Source organism: Pontibacter harenae (genome assembly GCF_020907245.1).
In the GTDB taxonomy this organism is placed as follows: domain Bacteria; phylum Bacteroidota; class Bacteroidia; order Cytophagales; family Hymenobacteraceae; genus Pontibacter; species Pontibacter harenae.
The window spans coordinates 1-3,512 of the sequence record NZ_JAJJWH010000091.1 but is presented as its reverse complement, the minus strand read 5'-3'; the positions used below and the strand labels follow the sequence as shown (position 1 = coordinate 3,512).

General features: G+C 37.2%; 3 protein-coding genes. All 3 read left to right on the top strand.

The genetic code is table 11. The annotated features are described in order from the left end of the window. Positions 1–241 precede the first annotated feature (241 nt). The gene (locus LN893_RS20245; RefSeq protein ID WP_229973226.1) at positions 242–1,462 is read left to right on the top strand and encodes a glycosyltransferase family 4 protein; all 1,221 of its coding nucleotides are present in this window, start codon (positions 242–244) and stop codon (positions 1,460–1,462) included. A gap of 229 nt (positions 1,463–1,691) precedes the next feature. Then, positions 1,692–2,477 carry a DUF8692 domain-containing protein gene (locus tag LN893_RS20240; RefSeq protein WP_229973224.1) on the top strand — a complete coding sequence of 262 codons (786 nt, stop codon included), beginning with the start codon at positions 1,692–1,694 and terminating at the stop codon, positions 2,475–2,477. Between the two features lie 850 nt (positions 2,478–3,327). Then, a partial coding sequence (locus LN893_RS20235; protein WP_229973222.1) for a hypothetical protein occupies positions 3,328–3,512 on the top strand: 185 nt, incomplete at its 3' end.

Here is a 3,512-nt window from a genome sequence, read left to right as displayed (position 1 = left end):
TGGAACTCCAAAATCGCCAAAAACGGTATCAAATTAGGACCAGTAAAATCTAAACCTTCTTTTTGGGATAACCTACGAAGCATATTTCAAACAGAGAACCCATGCGGCTCGTAGCGCTATCTCAGAATGTTGTACAAGATCAAAAAGAGAGAAACATGAGTGGCAACTCTGTTTTCAAGAACCTTGATGCCTAAATAAAGTATTTTATACCAACAGCATTGTAGCTAAAGCCGCTTTCTACATGAAAATACTTATTATTTCCCAGATGATACGCTCTTCACCCACAGGGGTGAGTGTACATTATAAAAACTTAGCAGAAAAACTGAGGTTGCAAGGGCACCACGTAGATGTTCTTACAATAGAAGACGCTCCAAGAACTTTACATTACGCATTCGCGGTTTACCTGCGATTTTTAGGTCTTTTTGGTAAAGTGCCAAGACAGATAGCTTGGGAAAGCAATCTGTTCATGAGACTCTATCTTACAATGCTGCTCAAGAAGAACAGGCATTATGACATCATTAATGCACAAGATATAGTAGCTGGCGCTGCAGCAAAGATGGCTTGGAAAAACAAAGTGCCTGTTTTAGTAACCTGTCACTTCAATGATGATCCAGCTACAGAGATGATCAGACGTGAGAACCTTTCAGGAGTGGTAGCAAAATCTATTACAAAGTGGTTTCGTTTCCTTTTCTCAAAGGTTAACTATCTGAATGGCGTTTCTGAGTACAGCATCCAAAAGCCTCGCCACTTGTTTCCTGAAAATGCTCTGGTAGAAATTGTTTACAACGGCATTGACTTTAAAAAAGTACGAGAAGAAAAGGAGGACATAGCTTTCAAAAACAGGTACCGTGACAAGAAAATTGTCATTAACGCAGGCTACCTGGAAAAAAGAAAGAACCAGGTATTTATAGTTGAAGTAGCCAAAACCTTAAAAAGCAGCCGCCCCGACATCCTGTTTGTGCTGCTAGGAGACGGACAGGATAGACCATTGCTTGAGGCAAAAATAGCTGAATACGGACTTGAAGAGCAAGTGCTATTGCTTGGCCATCAACAAAACATTATACCTTATCTAAAGTGCGCTGACCTTTATCTGCACACGGCCTTAAATGAGTCTTTTGGTTTGGTGATAGCGGAGGCCATTGCAGCAGGAATTCCAGCAAGGGCTTTTGCCGTAGGAGGAGTGCCAGAAGTACTGATACATGAGCAGAGTCTGATAGACATTACTTCAAGCCCAGAAAAGGTAGCTACTATAGTGCTAGATGCTATAGACAACAGAGCACAACATATGGAGATGGAGCAGCAGCAATATGAGTATGCTTTTCAAAATTTTGATATGTCTGCTATGATTGCGCGCTATGAAGAGCTTTACACACAAGTCCAATCAGATTTTACACGCAAACATAGTATTGCTAACAAGGAGAAACCTAAGTATTCGAGTCCTAGCAATTTAAAAACTGTGTAACAAAATATACCACAGCTAGAATAACTTGAATCCGTTGATTAAGAGCTAATTAGAATATATAACACCTTTCCTTTAACGTAAAAGGCTTAAGTACTGTAGTTTCTACTGATTCCAAAATATCCCCTTTAAAAGATGCTCTTATTTGAGCTTAAAAGTTAAAACATCAGGTCATATTTTAAGTATATATTATCTAAAGGTTAAGCTTTTGTTAAATATAAAGGAATAGGCCATGATTGAAGATGTACTTTTAAGTAAGCCCCAAAAAATCTCTAACCGTGAAGTAAGTGTAACCATCAAGCCTAAAGCAGTACTAAAGTGGCTCCTATCAATCATGCTGATTTTAGTTGCCTTGAACACGGCGGGCATTCTCTTGGGAGAGAAGTTTGGTGAAGAATCCTTTTTAGCCAGAAATCTTAAAGGCTTTTTTGACTTGAATGAAGAAAATAATATTTCTGCCTTTTTCGCTTCTATCGCATTACTGATAGCAGCAGCAGCTCTTTACATGGTTTACTTACTTCAAAGTGCTAAATACTCCTCTAAAAAGTGGCACTGGCTTATTTTAAGCATTGCTTTTGCATTTTTAGCAATAGATGAAAACACAGAAATTCACGAAAAACTTGGAGATCGTTTAACAGCATCTTTTGGAAGTGATTTACCAGACTACTTACAGTACGCATGGGTTATTCCGTATGGCGTAGCCTTTATTGCTGCTGTTGCATACTTTTTGCCTTTCGTGTTTAAGCTACCAAACAAGACGCGTAACTTGTTCATAGTCTCTGGCTTTCTTTTTGTAGGCGGAGCTATAGGCTTTGAAATGATAGAAAGCTATGTGTTCATGAATTTAGATACTTCGCACATCCTGTATAAGATCCTTTATACTGTAGAAGAAGCGTTAGAGATGTGTGGTGTCATTCTATTTATATACGCCACCCTAGATTATTTGACTGCAAATAATAAGGACTTAGCTATTGTTCGCACCGATGCACCTCATAGAGCCAAAACAGGTTCAAACTAGTTACTGTTCTTAATTTAGAATTGATCAGGTAACCCTTTCAGAAGTTTATCCCAATCCTTTGTCCCGCAGATGTAGTCTTTTATATATGGTGTCGGTATAGACAGCGTCGATATCAGATCTGTTTGTACCGACTATCACCCCTATGGTTTTAATCATACCTACGCTTCATGCGTCTCTAGTAAAAGCTACTAAACTTACATTCTCCCTCCTTTTCTTGCTCTTCAATCTTCCTTAACACTTCCACGTGCTATCAAAGTATTTCCAACTCCGCCCTCTGTTCGGTGTTCAAGTATAAGAACGATTTAAGCAATTTTGAACAAGTATATTCTTAGGAGCACTAACATTTCTCAAGTACAAAAATCCACCAGCAGAAGCACCTATTATTAAAAATATTATATATTCTAATCTATATATAATCAGCCAAAAATTGTATCTTAAACCAAAGAACGATGTTAAAACATGCTTAATACTAAAGAAAAAGTTATATAATATATAGAAATAATAGATATGATTTTTTATAGTTGACGAAAATAAATGCAACCTTTAGAAAAGGACAAAAAATGCGTTTTTAGCAAAAAAAAAAACCTTTTTACCCCTCAAAAATGCATAACTTTATAAAGACACCACGAATTCGTTAATAAATTTCAACCTATAATTAGTTGTTGTGAAATTATAATCTATAAATTTGCAACCATCAATATATTAATTGATCTAGAAACTAAGAATAGTAAAACATTTAAATCTGAAGTAGTCTTCCTGGATTTAGAAAGCTAAGGAGCCAGAGAACATCAACCAGAGAGTAACAAAAGGATTTCTTATTTTTTAACTTTTCAACTTTTAGCCAAAAAAGATGAATACACAAACCTCTTACCAATATAAGAGGGTTGGCCTTACTTTGCCTACCCTTTTACTCACCCTTCTTGTGTATGTGTTTATTCCATTTCATGTATTTGCACAAAATTACTCAGGTCCATTAGTCATCACGAAAGGGGGCACCTACACGGGCAACTGGGAGTCCAGGGACTCCGAAGTGCC